Origin of the sequence: Paraburkholderia sp. EG304 (assembly GCF_046543485.1) — a bacterium.
Classification (GTDB): domain Bacteria; phylum Pseudomonadota; class Gammaproteobacteria; order Burkholderiales; family Burkholderiaceae; genus Paraburkholderia; species Paraburkholderia youngii.
In genome coordinates, this window is sequence record NZ_JBKGUA010000021.1 from 79,917 (window position 1) to 97,557 (window position 17,641).

At 65.6% G+C, this 17,641-nt stretch carries 15 protein-coding genes; 3 read left to right on the plus strand and 12 right to left on the minus strand.

The window, feature by feature from the left end:
• The first annotated feature begins 168 nt into the window (after nt 1–168).
• Nucleotides 169–381 carry a hypothetical protein gene (locus ACLFKU_RS24160; protein WP_176109797.1) on the plus strand — a complete coding sequence of 71 codons (213 nt, stop codon included), beginning with the start codon at nt 169–171 and terminating at the stop codon, nt 379–381.
• Nucleotides 382–590: 209 nt separating this feature from the next.
• Complete coding sequence (locus ACLFKU_RS24165) at nt 591–1,637, plus strand: serine/threonine protein kinase (protein ID WP_410850717.1); 1,047 nt, start codon at nt 591–593, stop codon at nt 1,635–1,637.
• Between the two features lie 27 nt (nt 1,638–1,664).
• Here ACLFKU_RS24165 and ACLFKU_RS24170 read toward each other — a convergent pair whose 3' ends face one another.
• Nucleotides 1,665–3,563 carry a DUF3857 domain-containing transglutaminase family protein gene (locus ACLFKU_RS24170; RefSeq protein WP_410850718.1) on the minus strand — a complete coding sequence of 633 codons (1,899 nt, stop codon included), beginning with the start codon at nt 3,561–3,563 and terminating at the stop codon, nt 1,665–1,667.
• A 333-nt stretch (nt 3,564–3,896) separates the two neighbouring features.
• On the opposite strand from ACLFKU_RS24170, the gene ACLFKU_RS24175 reads away from it, so the two are divergent.
• Entirely contained in the window at nt 3,897–4,610 is a 714-nt protein-coding gene (locus ACLFKU_RS24175; RefSeq protein WP_410850719.1) for a PepSY-associated TM helix domain-containing protein, read from the plus strand.
• Between the two features lie 51 nt (nt 4,611–4,661).
• Here ACLFKU_RS24175 and ACLFKU_RS24180 read toward each other — a convergent pair whose 3' ends face one another.
• The 11 genes from ACLFKU_RS24180 to ACLFKU_RS24230 form a co-directional block, all read right to left on the minus strand.
• Nucleotides 4,662–5,684: an XdhC family protein gene (locus ACLFKU_RS24180; RefSeq protein ID WP_368583252.1), complete on the minus strand. Its 1,023-nt coding sequence runs from the start codon at nt 5,682–5,684 to the stop codon at nt 4,662–4,664.
• The gene (locus ACLFKU_RS24185; protein ID WP_410850720.1) at nt 5,657–6,265 is read right to left on the minus strand and encodes a CoxG family protein; all 609 of its coding nucleotides are present in this window, start codon (nt 6,263–6,265) and stop codon (nt 5,657–5,659) included. Before ACLFKU_RS24185 ends, ACLFKU_RS24180 begins: the two co-directional genes overlap by 28 nt.
• On the minus strand, nt 6,256–7,521 hold the full coding sequence (locus ACLFKU_RS24190) for a vWA domain-containing protein (protein WP_410850721.1): 1,266 nt from the start codon (nt 7,519–7,521) through the stop codon (nt 6,256–6,258). Before ACLFKU_RS24190 ends, ACLFKU_RS24185 begins: the two co-directional genes overlap by 10 nt.
• A gap of 12 nt (nt 7,522–7,533) precedes the next feature.
• Nucleotides 7,534–8,415 (minus strand): AAA family ATPase, encoded by an 882-nt coding sequence (locus tag ACLFKU_RS24195; RefSeq protein WP_410850722.1) that lies wholly within the window; start codon nt 8,413–8,415, stop codon nt 7,534–7,536.
• 169 nt (nt 8,416–8,584) lie between these two features.
• Nucleotides 8,585–9,382, minus strand: a complete 798-nt coding sequence (locus tag ACLFKU_RS24200; protein ID WP_410850723.1) for an FAD binding domain-containing protein — start codon at nt 9,380–9,382, stop codon at nt 8,585–8,587.
• A gap of 28 nt (nt 9,383–9,410) precedes the next feature.
• Entirely contained in the window at nt 9,411–11,792 is a 2,382-nt protein-coding gene (locus ACLFKU_RS24205) for a xanthine dehydrogenase family protein molybdopterin-binding subunit (protein ID WP_410850724.1), read from the minus strand.
• A gap of 10 nt (nt 11,793–11,802) precedes the next feature.
• Nucleotides 11,803–12,324, minus strand: coding sequence for a (2Fe-2S)-binding protein (locus ACLFKU_RS24210; protein WP_410850725.1), 522 nt, complete (start codon nt 12,322–12,324; stop codon nt 11,803–11,805).
• Nucleotides 12,325–12,794: 470 nt separating this feature from the next.
• Complete coding sequence (locus tag ACLFKU_RS24215) at nt 12,795–14,186, minus strand: amino acid permease (RefSeq protein ID WP_410850726.1); 1,392 nt, start codon at nt 14,184–14,186, stop codon at nt 12,795–12,797.
• 303 nt (nt 14,187–14,489) lie between these two features.
• Entirely contained in the window at nt 14,490–15,146 is a 657-nt protein-coding gene (rqpR, locus tag ACLFKU_RS24220) for a response regulator transcription factor RqpR (RefSeq protein ID WP_176109785.1), read from the minus strand.
• A 10-nt stretch (nt 15,147–15,156) separates the two neighbouring features.
• Complete coding sequence (locus ACLFKU_RS24225) at nt 15,157–16,041, minus strand: sensor histidine kinase (RefSeq protein WP_410850727.1); 885 nt, start codon at nt 16,039–16,041, stop codon at nt 15,157–15,159.
• Between the two features lie 398 nt (nt 16,042–16,439).
• Entirely contained in the window at nt 16,440–17,210 is a 771-nt protein-coding gene (locus ACLFKU_RS24230) for a ferredoxin--NADP reductase (RefSeq protein WP_018436901.1), read from the minus strand.
• Nucleotides 17,211–17,641 lie beyond the last annotated feature (431 nt).

Below are 17,641 nucleotides of genomic sequence, written 5' to 3' on the forward strand. Positions count from 1 at the left end.
TTCGCCTTCCCAAAGCCCCGCAAAGCGGGAACAATGACTCGAACCTCTCACGCGCCATGCGCGCGACAGATTAAGTGCGCACGCAACGTCCAATGCGAAGCGGCGTTTTTATCATCACCTCGACCGGCGTGAAATCATAAAGCCGGCTAAGGGAAGCGGGGAATTATCATGGAAGTCGGTTCCATTGTCCGATCGGTACATATCGCCGTGCCGCAAGGCGCGCGCGGAATCGTCATGCGCATTCTTGGCGACATGGCGATGGTGGCGTGGTACGCCGGCGAGCCCGGCGCATCGCGGCAGCTCAACACCGAACCCTTTTTCCTCGAAGATCTGATCGATACCGGCGACCTGATACGTCCGGCCGGCGCGCAGACGCATTGAACGAGAGGCTTATCTGTTGCTCATTGTCGTTGTGTGACACGCAGGAGCGGGCTGTAGTGATGTTGTAAGGTGAGATCGGCTCGCCGGCATCGCTGCGGGTCGATGCGCGCGTCGATCCACGGCGCGCCGCAAATCAGCCCGTATTTCTAGCGATGCCCCGCACGTATTACGAGCCGTCGCCCTCGTCTTTAGCCGCGGCGCGGCGCACAATGCGGGGCATGAACGACACCATTCCCGATAATCCCCATCCTGAGGCCGGCGCCGATGGCGCCGTGCCGTTCGCGCGGCTCACGCCGAAAACCGTGCTGGACGCGATCGACGGCGTTCTCGCAACGACCGGCGTGCGGACCGACGGCCGTCTGCTGCCGCTCAACAGCTACGAAAATCGCGTGTATCAGGTCGGCGTCGAAGACGGTCCGCCCGTGGTCGCGAAGTTCTATCGTCCCGAGCGCTGGAGCGACGCGGCGATTCTCGAAGAGCACGCGTTCGTCGCCGAACTCGCCGCGCGCGAGATCCCGGCCGTGACCGCGCGCGTGCTCGATGGCCGCACACTGCATAGCTTCGACGGTTTCCGCTTCTCGGTCTTCGAGCGACGCGGCGGCCGCGCGCCGGACCTCGACCGGCGCGACACGCTCGAATGGCTCGGACGTTTCATCGGGCGCATTCATGCGATCGGACAGACCCAGGACTACGCGGAACGTCCCACGCTGAACATCGACACGTTCGGCTACGAGCCGCGCGACTTCCTGCTCGCGCATCGTTTCGTGCCCGACGACTTGCGCACCGCGTGGGAAACCGTCGTGAATCTCGCGCTCGAAGGTGTCGCGCGTGCGTTCGAGCGGGCCGGCGAGATTCGCACGTTGCGTCTGCACGGCGACTGTCATCCGAGCAACGTGTTGTGGACCGATGCGGGCCCGCATTTCGTCGATTTCGACGACAGCCGCATGGGTCCCGCGATTCAGGACCTGTGGCTGCTGTTGCCGGGCGAACGCGCGGAGGCGTCGCGCGCGCTCGCCGATCTGCTCGCCGGCTACGAGGATTTCTGCGAGTTCGAGCCGCGCGAACTGCATCTGATCGAAGCGCTGCGCACGTTGCGGCTGATTCACTATCAGGCGTGGCTCGCGCGCCGCTGGAACGATCCGGCGTTTCCGGCCGCGTTTCCATGGTTCAACACGCAGCGCTACTGGGAGGATCGCATCCTCGAGATGCGCGAGCAGATCGGCGCGATGCAGGAAGGGCCGTTGTGGCCGGTTTGACGCGTTGACGCGTTGACGCGTTGATGTTCAAGGCGCCTGCGACGCCACGTTCGACGACTCCACCAGCGTCGACCTGACGATCACCTCCGCGCGCACGTCCCGTCCGATCGCTTCGATCGCGGGACGCATGCGCGTGAAATCATCGGGCGTGCAGACGTCGCTGTCGAAATGGGTGGCGCCGTCGCGCGTCATCGTGACCACGTTGCTGAGCGGATCGAACGCGTACTCCGACGTGAAATCGACGAAGCGGTCCTGCGTGCGTTGCGCCTCCGGCATGTCGAGCACGCGGAAGTTGGCCGGCAGCTCGATGCGCGCGCGTTCGTGGATCGCGAGGTTGTGACACACGAACGGCTGCGTGCGCTTGCGTTCGCCGAGCCAGTAGCGCGTATCAGCCTCGACGCCGCCGCCGAGGCTCGTCAGGGCCGGGATCGATGCGGTCATGCCGGTCACCACAAGACTTTCCAGTGTGCCTTTCATCGTCAGCGTGAGCGGGCCGTCGGCCGCGCTGAGGTCGCTCGTCATCAGCGTCGCGGTGCCGCGCAGATTCGCGTTGCGCAGCTCGGCCTGAATCGATTCCTCTCGTTGCGCGGGCGTTTGCGTGCGCAGCCGCGCGCGGGCCTGCTCGGCGTACGGTCCGGCATCTTGCAGCCGATACGTGAAGCTCGCCGAGCCGTCAGGTTCGATCTTGATCGCGAGATCGGTGCTGCGCGACATCTGCGCGGTGGCCGGTGTTTGCGCGAGTACGCCGTCGTCGATCAACACGGTAGGACGGTCCATATCGGACGAAGGCAGAAAACCGAACTCGACGTTCGACGCGGTCGAATCCGCGTACATCTGCAAATCGGGCAGCCACGTGATCGCATGATTGATGACGCCGTAGCCGGGCACACTCGGCAGCGTGTAGATCGTGCCGCTGCTGATCAGCGCCGGCTCGTTGCGCACGCCGACCGTGTCGAGCAGCGCGCCGTAGAGCGCGACGTGGTCCTTGCAATCGCCATAGCGGTTCGCGAGGATGGCGCTCGCGCTGTGCGGCACGACGGAGCCGCGTCCGACGTAGATCGCGACATAGCGGATGTTGCGGCGCACCCAGTCGTATAGCGTTTTGGCTTTGTCGCGCGGGGTGTGATCGTGCGCGGTCAACTTTTGCGCGAGCTGGGTGATCGCGGCGTCGTGCGTGCCCGGGTCGGCTGCGGAACTGCGATAGGACGCGGCGAACGCGGCATAGCTCGGAAAGGTCGACACCATCAGCCGATCCCCGTACGACACGTATGCAATCGAGCCGCGTTCGAGCCGGTCGAAATGCGCCTTGTCGTAGCGGAATTCGTAGCGCGTGCGGCCGTCGCGCGTGATGGGCGTCACCGCGCTGAAGCCACGGGCGTCCGCGTACAGCGGCTTGTCGGCGGGCAGGTCGTAGATCAGGCGGAAGTTGCGGGTCGGCGCGAGATCGGGCGGCGTGAAGTCGCTGAATTCGCCCGGCACGATCGGCTGATGCTGCGTCTTGCGGTACGTCAGATGCACGCGCGCGCCGGGTTCGACCGCGGGGAACACGATCACCTTTTCCTGGATGTCCTGGAACATCGGCGCGTCGAAAGAGCGGACTTCCTGCACGTCGCGGATCTGCTCGGGTGCTACGTCGTGACGTTTGCCGTCGGCGGTGACCGTGTAGGCCTCGAGGATCTGCACGTCGGCCATGTTGCGGTTGAACCAGACGTATTGCTGCGCGACCCGCTCGACACCGGCTTCGTTGTTCACGCGCAGCGTCATCGAATCGAGCTTCGCATACGAGCCGTCCGCGTTGATGGTGAAGGTCTGCGTCTCGCCCTCGTTGGTATAGGGGTCGTCCAGTTTGACCGGCGCGCTCGCGCTCGCGGCATCGATGCCGGCCAGCCAGCCGGCGGTGGCAAGGACCACGAAGCAGAGTCGCATGACGGCAGGTATCCCCGGACGGCGGCGTTGACGGCATCGCCAGCTAGCGTCGTTTCGCGCCGCGCGGATGTCAAGCGGCTGGCGCGCATTGGGAGGCGACTCGAAGATTGCCCGGCGGGTATGCACTGCGCGCCCACGGCGTCACGACATTGAGCCAAACACTTAATTGTGTAATGATAATGTTTCTCAATTGAAAGGCATCGCAAGCTTTTTGTCACGCTACTCCCCTGTGACTCGCCAGCCAGCCCTTCGCGCGGATCGCCCGGATCACAAGCCGGCCGGTCCGCCTGTTCTCACTCGAATTCTTCCTACCGCTCTAGCCTGGAGTCCGTTTTGAACGCGCCTGAATCGATCGATCTGAAACCTACCGTCGCCGCGCCGGGCGTCCCCAGGCCGGGCGCCGCCGCGCAACAGGCGCCGCGGCGGCAGCGTTCGCGTCGTGCGACCCTCATCAAGTGGCTGCGCAACGTGCATGGCTGGATCGGCTTGTGGGGCGCGGTGCTCGGGCTGATGTTCGGCGTGACCGGCTTCCTGCTCAATCATCGCGCTGGTCCGCTGAAAATTTCGACGGGCGCGCCGCAGGTCGAGGAAATGCAGATCGCGGTGCCTGAGAAGCCGCTGCACTCGCCGGCAGAGATGGCGAAGTGGCTGCAACGCGAGTTGAAGATCGACGGCAAGCCGGGGCGCGCGAAGCGCGAGCCCGCGCATCCGGTCGCATGGGGCGATCACCGCACCATTCAGCCTGAGCAATGGCAGGTCGGCATCATGGGCCCGGGGCAGAGCGTGCAGGCCGAGTACTGGGTCGGCAACGGCTTCGTGACGGTGAAGCACACGCGCAACTCGTTTTTCGCGACGCTGAGCAATCTGCACAAGGGCGTGGGTCTCAGCGTCGGGTGGGTGCTGTTGATCGACACGATCGCGGGCAGCCTGATTCTGCTGTCGCTGACCGGCGTGCTGCTGTGGACCGAATTGAATAAACGCCGCGTGGTGGGCGTGGTACTGGTGAGCGGATCAGTGATCGCGGCAGTGGTTTGCGGCTTGATGTGAGCGCGGAAGGCACGCCGGGTTCCCTCCGCCTGGTTCGTTGAACGCGGCAGGCTACACGCTGCAGGCGGCGCCACCCGACGCCGCAATCTCCCGCGCAGCCTTCGCCCCTTCGACCTGCAATAGCGTCGGCAGCGACACGCCATTCTTGGCCGCCGTCACCTCCGCCAGAATCGACACCGCAATTTCAGGCGGCGTCCTGCTGCCGATATAAATGCCGACGGGCCCATGCAAACGGGCCAGTTCGGCTTCCTTCAGATCGAACTCCTTCAGGCGCTCGCGCCGCGCTTGATTGTTGCGGCGCGAGCCGAGCGCGCCGACATAAAACGCCGGCGTCTTCAATGCTTCCATCAGCGCGAGATCGTCGAGCTTCGGATCGTGCGTGAGCGCGATCACCGCGCAGCGCTCGTCGAGCTTCATGTCGATCACGGTATCGTCCGGCATCGTGCGGACGATCTTCGTGCCCGGCACGTCCCATTCCTCGGTGTATTCCTCGCGCGGATCGCAGACCGTCACCTGATAATCGAGCCCCACCGCGATGTGGCACAAGTAGCGCGACAACTGCCCGGCGCCGATCACGAGCATCCGATAGCGCGGACCGTGGATCGTCAGCAGACGCTCACCGTCGAAATGCACGCCGTCGGTCGCCTGCGCGTTGTCGAGCCGCACCGCGCCCGTCGCCATGTCGAGTTCGCGGGCGACGAGCCGGCCGTTTTCGACCGCATGACACAGCTCGGCGATGCCGCTTTGCCGTGTCAACGGTTCGAGCACGAGCTGGATCGTGCCGCCGCACGGCAGCCCGAAGCGATGCGCTTCCTCGGCCGTGATGCCGTACTTCACCGCTTCCGGATGCGTCTGCTCGATGCCCCGTTGCCGTACGCGGTCGATCAGATCGTCTTCGATGCAGCCGCCCGACACCGACCCCACCACGAGGCCGTCGTCGCGCACTGCGAGCATCGCGCCCTCGGGACGCGGCGACGAGCCCCACGTCTTCACGACCGTCACGAGGAGCGCGCGATGTCCGTCCTCCAGCCAGCGGGCGCTGGTTTTCAGAACTTCGAGATCCACGCTGTCCATGATTTCTTCCCCTTCTTTGCTTCGTCGCCGGACTCTCCGTCCGCGGCGTCGTTCGATTCCGCTTGCGCAGACGCTGACGCGGCTTCCGCCTCGGTAACCACCGAAGCGTCGCCGTCCGTTGCTTCACCAGCGCTATTCTCACCCGAGAGCTGGGCGCTGAAGCGCTTGAAAAACTCCCCGGCAATCTTGCGCGCCGCACCGTCGACGAGCCGCGAGCCGATCTGCGCGAGCTTGCCGCCGACCTGCGCGTTGGCGGTGTAGGAGAGCTTCGTCGCGGCATCGCCGTCGGCTTCGAGCGTGACCTGCGTATTGCCCTTCGCGAAGCCGGCCGCTCCACCCTGGCCTTCGAACACGATCGTGTAGGCGTTCGGTGCGTCGATGTCGGTCAGTTGCATGCGCCCCTTGAAGCGCGCCTTGACCGGGCCGACCGCCGCGCTCAGCGTGACCAGGTACGCGTTTTCGCCGTCCGGGTCGATGCTTTCGCAACCGGGGATGCACGCGCGCAGAATTTCGGTGTCGTTCAACGCGTCCCACGTTTGCTGCTGCGCGACCGGCAGCGTATGAGTTTCGCTCAATTCCATGACGTTGCTCCTGCGAGTGTCGTCGCGGCGACGGCGTGGCGAGGCGTGCGCGTCAATTGCGCGAGATCGCGGCCGAACGCTGCGAGACTGTCTAGATTATGAACCGGACGATGCGCGTCGACATACGGCAGGATCGCCTGCACGCCGCGCGCCTTGGGAGTAAAACCGCTGAACCGCAGCAGCGGATTGAGCCAGACGATGCGATGCGCGAAACGTGCGAGACGTGCCATTTCGGCATCGAGCACGTCGATCGCTTCGTGATCGAGACCGTCGGTGACGAGCAGCACCGTTGCACGACCGGTGAGCACGCGGCGCGCCCAGCGTCGGTTGAATTCGGCGAGCGCCGCGCCGATGCGCGTGCCGCCCGACCAGTCGACCACCTGATCGCTGAGCGTCGCGATCGCGACATCGGGATCGCGTTCGCGCAATGCGCGCGTCGCGTTCGTGAGCCGCGTGCCGAACAGAAACACCTGCAGACGTTCGCGCGACTGCAACAACGCGTGGCAGAAGTACAGCACCGCGCGCGAGTAGTTGCTCATCGAGCCGGAAATGTCGAGCAGCAGCACGAGCGGCGGCTTGCGCTCGACCCTCGCGCGATACTTCCACACGGTCCAGTCGCCACCGGCGCGCACCGCGTGCCGCGCGCTCGCGCGCAGGTCCGCATGGGTGCCGTGCGAGGCCGCCTTCAGGCGCCGCGTCGGTTCCATGGCGAGCGGCAGCCGCTGGCCGCGGATCAGATGACGCAGCGTGCGCCATTCGTCGGCGCCCAGTGTGTCGAAATCGCGATGACGCAGCCGCTCCTCCGCGCTGAACGTCAGCTGCGCATGCAACTCGTGCTGCTCGGTTTCCTGCGGCGCATTCAGATGCGGCGACGGCGGCATGCGTACCGCGAGCGCATCGGCGAGACGGTTGTTGCGCTTCGGCGGCGGCAGCCCGTCGCGCACTTTCGGCAGCAGCAGCGCGCGCAGCTTGCCTTCCCAATCGGGGTCGCGCCAGAACAGATCGAATGCGGCATTGAAGAGCTCGCGTTCGTCGGGCGCGGTGACGAGCAGCGCGGCAAGCGCGGCGCGCACGTCATCGCGGCGGCCGAGATCGATCCACTGCAACGCGGCGAGCGCGTCGACGGCCTGTGCGGGCGACATCGGCAAACCGGCGCCGCGCAACACGCGCACGAAATGAACGACGTTGCGCGCGAGCATGGGCGCGGACTGCTGGTTCGCGCCGTCGTGTCTGCCTATGCCGATGTCGTTCGCCATTGCCGACGACCCTCACCCGGCCAGACACTGCGCGATCTGCGCGGCATCCACGCGCGCAAGATCGTCCTGATACTTGAGCAGCACCCCGAGCGTGTTCTGCACCGATTGCGGATCGAGCTCCGTGACCGACAGCGCTTCGAGCGCGCGGCACCAGTCGATCGTTTCGGCGATGCCGGGCGCCTTGAACAGGTCCATGCCGCGCAGCCGATGCACGAAGTCGACCGCGCGCCGCTGCAATTGCGCCGACGTTTGCGGCGCGCGCGCAGCGACGATCTCGAGTTCGCGCTCGCGATCCGGATAGCCGATCCATTGATACAGACAGCGACGCTTCAACGCGTCGTGCACTTCGCGCGTGCGGTTCGACGTCATGATGACGAGCGGCGGCTGTGCGGCGCGCACGGTGCCGTATTCGGGAATCGATACCTGAAAATCCGAAAGCAGTTCGAGCAGGAAGGCCTCGAACGGTTCGTCGGCGCGGTCGATTTCGTCGATCAGCAGCACGCGTCGCGCGCCGGGATGGTTTTCGTCGGGCATCAGTGCCTGTAGAAGCGGACGCTTCAGCAGGAATTCGCCGCGATACAGCGTGTCGTTGTCGGGGCGCTCGCCGCTCGCTTCGGCGAGCCGCAGCGCCATGATCTGGCGCGGGTAGTCCCACTCATAAAGCGCGCTCGCGGTGTCGAGGCCTTCATAGCATTGCAGCCGCAGCAGCGTGGTGCCGAGCATGCCGGCCGCCGCTTTCGCGAGCTCGGTCTTGCCGACCCCCGGCTCGCCTTCGACGAACAGCGGCCGCTCCATGCGCAGCGCGAGATACAGCGCGGTCGCGAGTTCGCGGCTCGCGAAATAGCGCTGGGCGGCGAGTTGGGCGAGGGTGTCGTCGATCGAAACCGGCTGCATGATGGTCCTGAGTCTGCGCGACAGGCCATGACACGGCGCGGCGCGAGTGAAGAGCGCAATGGGCGCGAACTCGGCGTCGAATTCTGGCGCCGGCTCGCGAAAGGAACGAAGCCGGCTTGCGCGCGCCGTGATGCGCACGAACGCAAGCCGGGCCGCCTAGCGAGTATCGCTAGGCATTTGCCTTCGTGACCGCGCGCGCGGCGAGCAGCGGAATCAGATGCGCGCGATACGCGGCGCTCGCGTGCATGTCCTCATTGAGCTCGTCGGGCGACACGCTGACCGCGCGTGCCGCCTCGGGCGTGAAGTTCGCCGACAGCGCGCTTTCGAGCTCGGGCACGCGAAATACCGACGACGCCGCGCCCGTTACCGCGACTCGCACACCGCTCGCGGACTTCGCGACGAACACGCCGACCAGCGCGAAGTGCGAGGCCGGATTGCGGAATTTCTCGTACGCGGCACGCTCGGGCACCGGAAACTCGACGGCGACGATCAGCTCGTCGGGCGCGAGCGCGGTCTCGTACATGCCGACGAAGAAATCGCCCGAGGCGATGCGCCGCCGGTCCGTGACGATCGTCGCATCCAGGCCCATCGCCGCGGCCGGGTAACACGCGGCCGGATCGTTGTTCGCGAGCGAGCCGCCGATCGTGCCGAGCGCGCGCACCTGGCGATCGCCGATGTTCGAAGCCAGCTCCGCGAGAGCGGGCAACACGCGCCGCACGTCCGCGTGGTCGGCGACGTCGGCGTGACAGACGGCCGCGCCGATCGTCACTTTGTTCGCGTCGACGCTGATCGTCTTGAGCGCGGGAATGCGCGTGACGTCGATCAGCTGCGACGGTTGCGCGAGGCGCAGGCGCATCGTCGGCAGAAGGCTCTGGCCGCCGGCGAGGAACTTCGCTTCGCTGTCGGCGGTGAGGGCTGCGGCGGCCGCTTGCGGATCCGTCGCGCGTTGATACTCGAATGAATACATGTCGAATGCTCCGCTCAGGATCGTTGGGTCAGGCTTGCTTCGCCGCTTGAATCGCGGACCACACGCGATGCGGTGTGGCCGGCATCTGCAGATTGGTCACGCCAAGCGGCGCGAGCGCGTCGATGATCGCGTTGATCACGGCCGGCGGTGAGCCGATCGCGCCCGCTTCGCCGCAGCCTTTGACGCCGAGCGGGTTGTGCGTGCACGGCGTGCCCTTCGAGGTCTCGACCGTGAAGTCGGGCAGATCGGACGCATGCGGCATCGCGTAGTCCATGTACGAGCCGGACAGCAGCTGGCCGCTGTCGTTGTCGTACACGCAGCGCTCGAGCATCGCCTGGCCGATACCTTGCCCGAGCCCGCCATGCACCTGGCCTTCGACGATCATCGGATTGATCACGTTGCCGAAATCGTCGACCGCGGTGAACTTCTGGATGCGGCTCTCGCCGGTGTCCGGATCGACTTCGATCTCGCAGATGTACGCGCCCGATGGATACGTGAAGTTGGTCGGATCGTAGAACGCGCTTTCTTCGAGGCCCGGTTCGAGCACGTCGAGCGGATAGTTGTGCGGCACGTAGGCGGCGAGTGAAATTTCCGCGAACGCCTTCGTGCGGTCGGTACCCGCGACGCGGAACACGCCGTTCTTGAACTCGATGTCTTCCGCCGACGCTTCGAGCAGATGCGCGGCGATCTTCTTCGCCTTCGCTTCGATCTTGTCGAGCGCCTTCGAGATTGCCGAGCCGCCGACCGCGATCGAACGCGAGCCATACGTGCCCATGCCGAACGCGATGCGACCCGTATCGCCGTGCACGATTTCGACGCTGTCGAGCGGAATGCCGAGGCGATCTGCGACCACTTGCGCGAAGGTCGTCTCATGGCCTTGGCCATGACTGTGCGAACCCGTGAACACGGTGACCGAACCGGTCGGGTGCACGCGAATCTGGCCGACCTCGAACAGGCCCGCGCGCGCACCGAGCGCGCCCGCGATGTTCGACGGCGCGAGACCGCATGCCTCGATGTAGCACGAGTAGCCGAGGCCGCGGCGCTTGCCGTTCTTTTCCGATTCCTGCCGGCGCGCGGCGGAGCCTTCGACGTCCGCGAGCGTCAGCGCGCGCGACAGAATCGCGTTGTAGTCGCCGGTGTCATAGGTGAGGCCGACCGGGGTCGCGTACGGGAACTGCGTGATGAAGTTGCGGCGGCGAATTTCCGCGGGGTCGAGCTTCATCTCGCGCGCCGCGGCTTCGACCAGACGCTCGACGACGAACGTCGCTTCCGGCCGGCCCGCACCGCGATACGCATCGACGGGAACGGTGTTGGTGAAGACCGCCTTCACTTCGGCGTAGATCGCGGGCGTTGCATATTGGCCGGCGAGCAGCGTCGCGTACAGGATTGTCGGCACGCTCGACGCGAACGTCGACAGATATGCGCCCATGTTGGCGATCGTATGCACGCGCATCGCGAGGAACTTGCCGTCGGCGTCCATCGCGAGCTCCGCCTTGGTCACGTGATCGCGGCCGTGCGCGTCGGAGAGGAACGCCTCGGAGCGCTCGGCTGTCCATTTGACCGGCCGGCCGATCTTCTTCGATGCCCACGTGAGCGCGACGTCTTCCGCGTACAGGAAGATCTTCGAGCCGAAGCCGCCGCCGACGTCCGGCGCGATCACGCGCAGCTTCGATTCCGGCAGCGACAGCACGAACGCGGCCATCAGCAGCCGCTCGACGTGAGGATTCTGATTCGCAACGTACAGTGTGTAGCTGTCGTCCTGCGCCGAATAGCTCGCGTTGACCGCGCGCGGTTCGATCGCGTTAGGCACGAGGCGGTTGTTGACGATGTCGAGCGTGGTCACGTGCGCGGCTTTCGCGAACGCGGCGTCGGTCGCGGCCTTGTCGCCGTGGCCCCAGTTGTAGCAGACGTTGTCGGGCACTTCGTCGTGCACCGCCGCCTGACCCGGGTCGGCCGCATGCGCGGTATCGACGACGGCCGGCAGTTCTTCGTAGTCGACCTCGATCAATTCGGCCGCATCTTTGGCGGCCTTGATCGATTCGGCGATCACGAGCGCGATCTGGTCGCCCACATGCCGCGCCTTTGTATGCGCGATCACCGGATGCGGCGGCTCGTTCATCGGCTTGCCGTCGGTGCTGTGGATCAGCCAGCCGCACGGCAGTCCGCCGACCTTCTCCGCCGCGAGGTCCGCGCCGGTGAAGATCGCGACCACGCCCGGCGACTGTCTGGCCGCGCTCGTGTCGATGCTGTTGATCTTCGCGTGCGCGTGCGGCGAGCGCAGGAAGACCGCGTAGGTTTGCTGCGGCAGCACGATGTCGTCGGTGTACTGGCCTTTGCCGGTCAGGAAGCGATAGTCTTCCTTGCGTTCGACGGCGGCGCCGATCAGGCTCTGTGTATCGGGTGCGTTCATCGTCGGCTCCTCAGGCGGTTGCGCCGGTGGCATTCGCGCCGGCATTTGCGCTCGATGCTGCGGACGCCTTCATACCCGCGGCGCCTTCGAGCACGGCCTTGACGATGTTGTGATAACCGGTACAGCGGCACAGATTGCCGTCGAGCTGTTCGCGCACTTCGTCGCCGGTCAGATCGGGTTGACGCTGCACCAGCGACACCGCGCTCATCACCATGCCCGGCGTGCAGAAGCCGCATTGCAGACCGTGGCAGTGCTTGAACGCTGCCTGCATCGGATGCAGCGCGCCGTTGTGCGCGAGCCCTTCGATGGTCGTGACTTCGGCGCCATCGGCTTGCGCGGCGAGGATGTTGCAGGACTTGATCGCGCGGCCGTTTAGATGCACGGTGCAGGCGCCGCATTGCGCGGTATCACAGCCGACGTGGGTGCCGGTCAGACGGAGTTGATCGCGCAGGAACTGGACAAGCAGGGTGCCAGGGTCGACTGAGGCGCTCACGGGTGCGCCATTGACCGTCAGACTGATGCTGATCGCCATGAAGCTGTCTCCTTTGTCGACCGCGGTTAGCGCTTTAGCGCTTACCGCGGTCCCATGCGGTTTAAACGCGATTGATCGGAGCGAGCGCTTCGGCGTATCGATCCCCGCCTCCACGCTGACCACGATCCCATGCAAGATAGTTGCTGTGGGTGAGACCGGACCTGTGATTGTTGTTGCCCCTGCTTTTGCTTCGACTGCGAGTGACTGCGGTTCGCGAGGTCCGATGAGGGTGCTGCGGGTTTTACGAGTCTGCCGAAAAGTAAAGCACAAATCGCGCGGACGCGCTATGAGGGGAAGTGTGTCGGCGCGCGCGAGCGCACGTAGAGAAGATGGGGGCCACGGAACGGGACGCCGCAAAGACAAGCGCCCCGTCTGCAGGGCATGACGGGGCGCTTCGATAGATCAGCGGAAAGCGATGCCGCGCTCGCGAGCATTCAGCTCATTGGCGCGGCCTCGTCGAAAACGGCGCTTTACTTTGCCAGTTTCGAATGACGGCGCGAGTAGCCGAAATAGACGACCATGCCGATCGCGAGCCAGATCAGGAACGCGCCCCACGTGATGCCTTGCAGGTTCAGCATCAGGAACAGGCACGATGCGACCGCGAGCACCGGCACGACCGGTACGCCCGGGCAACGGAACGCGCGCGGCAGCTCGGGGTGGGTCTTGCGCAGCACGAGCACCGCGATCGACACCATCGAGAATGCCGCGAGCGTGCCGATATTGATCAGTTCAGCCAACACATTGAGCGGCACCAGCGCGCCGATCAGGCCGAAGAAGATGCCGACGAGCCACGTCGTGAAGAACGGCGTCGCGAAGCGCGGATGCACTTTCGACAGCTTCGCGGGCAGCAGGCCGTCGCGCGACATCGCGAAGATCACGCGCGTCTGACCGTAGGCCATCACGAGAATCACGGTCAGCATGCCGAGCACGGCGCCGAGGTCGATGAAGCCCGCGACCCAGTTTTGCCCCGCGAGCTGCAGCGCGTACGACACCGGGTGCGAAATGCCCATGAACTTCTCGGACGGCACGATGCCGGTGACGACCGCGGCCACGGCCACGTACAGCACCGCGCACACGCCGAGCGACGCGATGATGCCGATCGGCAGATCGCGCTTCGGGTTCTTCACCTCTTCCGCCGCCGACGACACCGAGTCGAAGCCGATGAACGCGAAGAACATCACCGCGGCCGCGCCGAACACGCCGCTCCAGCCGTGCGGCATGAACGGGTGCCAGTTGGCCGGCGCGACGTGAAACACGCCGACGCCGATCACCAGCAGAACGACCACGACCTTGATCGCCACCATGATGTTGTTGATGCGCGCGGATTCGCGCACACCGACCGACAGCAGCGTGGTGATCGCCATCATCACGAGGAAGGCGGGCAGGTTGAACAGCGTTTCCTGTCCGGGGACGGCGCCGGGGGCCGCGGTCAGCGCCATCGGCAGCGACACGCCGAAGCCCGACAGCAGCGACTGCAGATAGCCGGACCAGCCGACCGACACCGCCGAGGTCGCGAGGCCGTACTCGAGCATCAGGTCCCAGCCGATGATCCACGCGGCCAGCTCGCCGAGCGTCGCGTACGAGTACGTGTAGATCGAACCGGCGACCGGAATCGTCGATGCGAATTCGGCATAGGCGAGCGCGGCGAAGCCGCAGGCGATCGCCGCGATCACGAACGAGATCATCAGCGCGGGGCCGGCCTGCAAGGCGCCCGTGCCGGTCAGCACGAAGATGCCGGTGCCGATGATCGCGCCGACGCCGAGGAAAGTCAGGTCGAGTGCGCCGAGCGCCTTTTTCAGGCCGGCGGTCTGAGCGCTCGCCGCAAGCATGTGCTCGACGCTCTTTTTGCGAAACAGGGACATTGGCGTGGGTCTCCAGTGGTGCACGCGTGTTGCGCGCCGAATGTCGGGAAAACCCGCAATTCTAGCGGATGCGTGCCACTGGGCCGGTTCAAGGCGGCACTTCGTGGATTAGGGCGATGGGCGGAAACTCCCGCCAGGAGGGGGCTTCGGCGTGGTCTTGCGGTGCCGCGAGCGGGGCGGCAGTCAAGCTTTTACTGAATAGCCGATGGACGGGGACGGAATTTCTTCGTTTGCGCCGGTGCCGCGGTCGGGTCGGGCGACTGCGGCACAAGGCCGCAGGCACGGCAGGCGGCGCTTGCTGGCCTAGCCGGCCATCGCGGGATTCAGATCGACGAGGCGGTTGCTCATCACATAGAACGTGAGCTCGGCGTTGTTGCGCAGCTTCATCTTGTCCAGCAGCCGCGTGCGGTACACGCTGACCGTCTTCACCGACAGCGACAGCGTGGCCGCGATATCGGTGAGCCGTTTGCCCGACGCGAGCATGCACAGCGTCTGGTACTCGCGATCGGACAGCTTTTCGTGCGGCAACTGCTCGCCGTCGAACGACACGTAGTCGGCGAGCGCCTCGGCCATCTCGGGGCTCACGTACTTGCGGCCCGCGGCGACCTGCTGGATTGCGCCGATCATCTGCGCGGCGTCGACCGTCTTCGACAGATAGCCGGACGCGCCGGCCTTGAGCGCGCGCACCGCGTACTGGTCCTCGCGGTACATCGAGAACATCAGCACCGCGACGCGCGGCGCCTTGCGCTTCAGGCGCTTGAGCACCTCGACGCCATTCATGTCGGGCAGCGAGATGTCGAGCAGCACCACGTCGAAGCTGTGATGGACGACCGAGTCGAGCGCTTCGGAGCCGCTTTGCGCCTCGGCGACCTCGCGCGCGACGCCGCGATCGAGCAGCAGCTGGCGAACGCCCTGGCGGACCACCGCGTGATCTTCGACGATCAGGATGCGCAGGCTCATGGTCGCGTGCTCACGATTGCAACGCGCGCCGGGCGGCGCGCGAGGCGGTGGCTGCCAACAGCGCGTGCCACGCGAAGCGGGCCTGGATCAAGGTGCCGCGCGGGGCGACGGCGCCGCTGCTGCGAGTGCCGCCGTCCTCGCCGCGACCAACCCGCGCGCGCCGCGCGCCGACCCGCAACGTGCCGTCGAATGCGGCGCAGCGCGCCTGCATGCCGGCGAGGCCGAAATGAGCGCCTGGTTCTTTCTGGCCACCGCGTTCCCGCGCGCCGCGCGGCAGGCCGATGCCGTCGTCGCTGACGATGAGCCTCAGATGACGCGTACCCGTTTCGATGCGCACATCGGCGCAACTCGCGCGTGCGTGCTTCGCGACGTTGTTCAGTGCTTCCTGCGCGACGCGGAACACGGCGAGCGCGGCATCGGCGGGCAGGCGCGCAAGGCGCGCGTCGTCGGTGCAGGCGAAGGTGGTGCGCAAGCCGGTGCGCGTGGAGAAGTCGCGCACCCAGCACTTCAGTGCGCCGGCGAGGCCCGTCTCGAACGACGGCGCGTGCAGTTGCGCGATGGCCTCGCGGCTCGCCGCGTGCACGGCGTCGAGCGAACGGTTCGCGACTGCCAGCGTGGCCGCGCATTGCGGCGGCGCGTCGGCGGGCAGCCAGGTTTCGATGCCGGCGAGCGCGAAGCGCGTCGCGGTCAGCTCGGCGCCGACGCCGTCGTGCAACTCGCGCGCGACGTGGCGGCGTACGCTTTCCTGCGCGTCGACCAGTTCGGCCGACAGCTCGCGCACCCGCGCGCGCAGCCGCTCGATCTCGCGCGCGGCGTGCGACGGCATGTCGAAGCCATCACGCTGGGCGGCCGAGGCCAGCGCAGCGTTGAACGGGACGGCAGTCGACGTATCCATGAATTTCCCTCTCAGGAAGCGGAGTGGACAGCGAAGCGGGCGCGCAGACGAAATCAGCGCCTGCGAATCACGAGGTTTCGCGTCGGACGAAACACGATGGCCCAACGTAACGAAATTTACATTCAGTAACAACTCGGGTTGACGATGTTCAGTGCATGAATTCGCCTGATCTCGCGGCGCGATGATATCCCAAAAAGATTAAAAAAGCAGTCGCACCAAGGGTTAGCGCGTGGTTTGTAGAAATTACTTGATGTTTGTCATGCGCCCGCCGTGTCAGAGGAATTCTGACAGCGAAGGTGATTTAGCGGGGGGCAATTTGTAACGGAGCAACAAAAAAGGAGCCCGGAGGCTCCTTTTGTGGAATTCGCGGCGCGTGGGCCGCGAGAGGGAATGACGGTTTAGCCGACGAAGGCCTTTTCGACCACGTAATGACCAGGCTCGTTGTTGCTGCCTTCCTTGAAACCGGCGTCTTCGAGCAGCTTGCGCGTGTCGCGCAGCATGTGCGGGCTGCCGCACAGCATGACGCGGTCGTTCTCGAGCGAGAAACCCGGCACGCCGAGGTCGGCGAACAGCTTTTCGGTTTCGATCAGCTCGGTGATGCGGCCGCGGTTCTGGAACGCTTCGCGCGTGACGGTCGGGTAGTACAGCAGCTTTTCCTGCACGAGCTCGCCGAGGTGTTCATGCGCCGGCAGGTGCTCGGTGATGTATTCCTTGTACGCGAGTTCGTCGACGAAACGGCAGGTGTGCGTGAGCACCACGCGCTCGTAGCGGTCGTAAATGTCCGGATCCTTGATGATCGACATGAACGGCGCGAGGCCCGTGCCCGTGGACAGCAGCCACAGCGTCTTGCCCGGCAGCAGGTTATCGGCCACCAGCGTGCCGACCGGCTTCTTGCCGATCAGCACTTCGTCGCCGACCTTCAGATGCTGCAGACGCGACGTGAGCGGACCATCCTGCACCTTGATGCTGAGAAATTCGAGGTGTTCTTCGTAGTTCGCACTCGCGAGGCTGTAGGCGCGCAGCAGCGGCTTGCCGTCGACCTGCAGGCCGACCATCGTGAACTGGCCGTTTTCGAAGCGGAACGACGGATCGCGCGTGCAGGTGAAGCTGAAAAGCGTATCGGTCCAGTGATGGACGCTCAGGACGGTTTGTGAATTCAGGTTGCTCATGGCTTCTTGGATAGTGCGAAAACAAAGGCGGCCAGTCGTCTGAGCCGGCCGGCACGGCAAGGGCGATGCTGCGCTGATCCGTGGTCGGGACTCCCGCGCAATCCAGCATTTTACCGTGCCCGCCGGGCGGGGCCGCAGCGCGGCGCTCGAGCGTGGTAAAGCGGGTTGCCAAACCGGGAAGCGGCGGCGCCGGCTTGCTGGCGCCGCGAAGTACGTTGGCGTGAGTGCGGCCGTGCTTCAGCGGGGTACGGCGATTCGGCGAACGCCGCGCAGGGCGGCTGCCATTGGCTGTCCGGCAGGCGTGAAAGCAACGCGCCGCGTGGGCAACAATTTCAAGATGATACCCAAACGCGGCGTGCGCTGCAGCATTGACCTTGCTAGTAAGGCTGGCAAATGGGGCGGAACCGTCCCGGCGCCATCGGGATCGCCTC